Origin of the sequence: Sphaerisporangium aureirubrum (genome assembly GCF_042658925.1) — a bacterium.
GTDB classification, from domain to species: Bacteria; Actinomycetota; Actinomycetes; order Streptosporangiales; family Streptosporangiaceae; genus Sphaerisporangium; species Sphaerisporangium aureirubrum.
Map to the genome: position 1 here is coordinate 1 of NZ_JBHSRF010000190.1, position 1159 is coordinate 1159.

At 67.9% G+C, this 1159-nt stretch carries 2 protein-coding genes; both read right to left on the reverse strand.

The annotated features are described in order from the left end of the window. On the reverse strand, positions 1–534 hold a 534-nt coding region (locus tag ACFP1K_RS41075; RefSeq protein ID WP_380764020.1), incomplete at its 3' end, for a replication initiator. Positions 535–629: 95 nt separating this feature from the next. Next, positions 630–1085: a hypothetical protein gene (locus tag ACFP1K_RS41080; protein WP_380764022.1), complete on the reverse strand. Its 456-nt coding sequence runs from the start codon at positions 1083–1085 to the stop codon at positions 630–632. Positions 1086–1159 lie beyond the last annotated feature (74 nt).

The window sequence follows — 1159 nt, forward strand, 5'->3', positions numbered from 1 at the left end:
GTAGCACTCCGGGCATAACGGTTCGCCGAGGCGCGGTTCGTCGACTCCGTGCCGGATGGTGCAGGACATGACCCGGCCGTGCCGGCATGTCCCGGCGTCGCGCCGGGGGTGGCAGGGCAACAGCTTGCCATCTCGTTGCCGCCGGGTGTGGACGATGCCGAAGGACGGCGCGGTGAGGGTGACGAACAGGCATGGGTGAGCGCTCACCGAGTCCGGGACGCCCTTGCCGCCTACCAGGCCGGCGCGGACGAGTTGGTAGGTGTCGGCCCGGTAGGTCTCGGCGCAGGAGGGGCAGCGGGTCGCGCGCCTGGTCTTGCAGGCCACCCGCAGTACGCCGTCCGGCTCCAGGTGTGTGCTGTAGCGGTGAAGGAGCGTGCCGGTCGCGGGGTCCCAGTGTTCGACCTTGCCGCGCAGGTGGATGGGCTGTTGACAGCCGCCGGTCCGGCGGATCTGGGAGGCCCAGCGTTCGTAGTGGGGATCGTGGAGCCGGGCGATCATCCCGGCTACCGCGTGTGGATCGGTCAGGTTGGGCAAGATGGGTTCCGTCCTATGCAGAGCGATCTGTGGGGATGGCCCCCGGCGTGGCGCGGAACTTGGCGGTTGTGTGGCCACGCGGGGGGCGCTCAGAGTTATGCGCCGAGGTCGATTCCGATGCCGTCGCAGTCGGGGCAGGTCTGGTTGTCGCCGTTGACGCCGGTCCCGTTGCAGGTGCAGCAGCGGTAGTGGATCACCGGGAGCGGTTCGGTCTTGGCGTTTGGGGTGATGCAGCCCTGGTAACTGACGAAGGCGTCGTGTCTGGCACGGGCGTTGGCGAGGACCGCGAATGCCTCGTAGCGAATCGGCCCGAAGCACAGCGTGGTCCCGTAGTGGTCGTGCGTCAGAGACCCGGGGTCGATCTTCGAGCCGCACAATGCGGTGATCCGGTCGATCTCGGCGCACATCTCCGCGTCGGCTGTGCGCTCCGGGAAATAGGCGATGCTGGTGGAGTGCCTTGGTACGGGGACTTCGGGGTTGGCCTCCAAGAAGGTGGCCAGCTGTCGTAGCCCGGCGATGAAGGCCGTGTGGTGGTCGGTGTCGGCAGGCATCGGTGATGCTCCCTTCACGAGGTTTCCGGTGCGGTGGGCAGGTGGCGGAGTAGGTCGGTGGCGAGTTGGCTGGA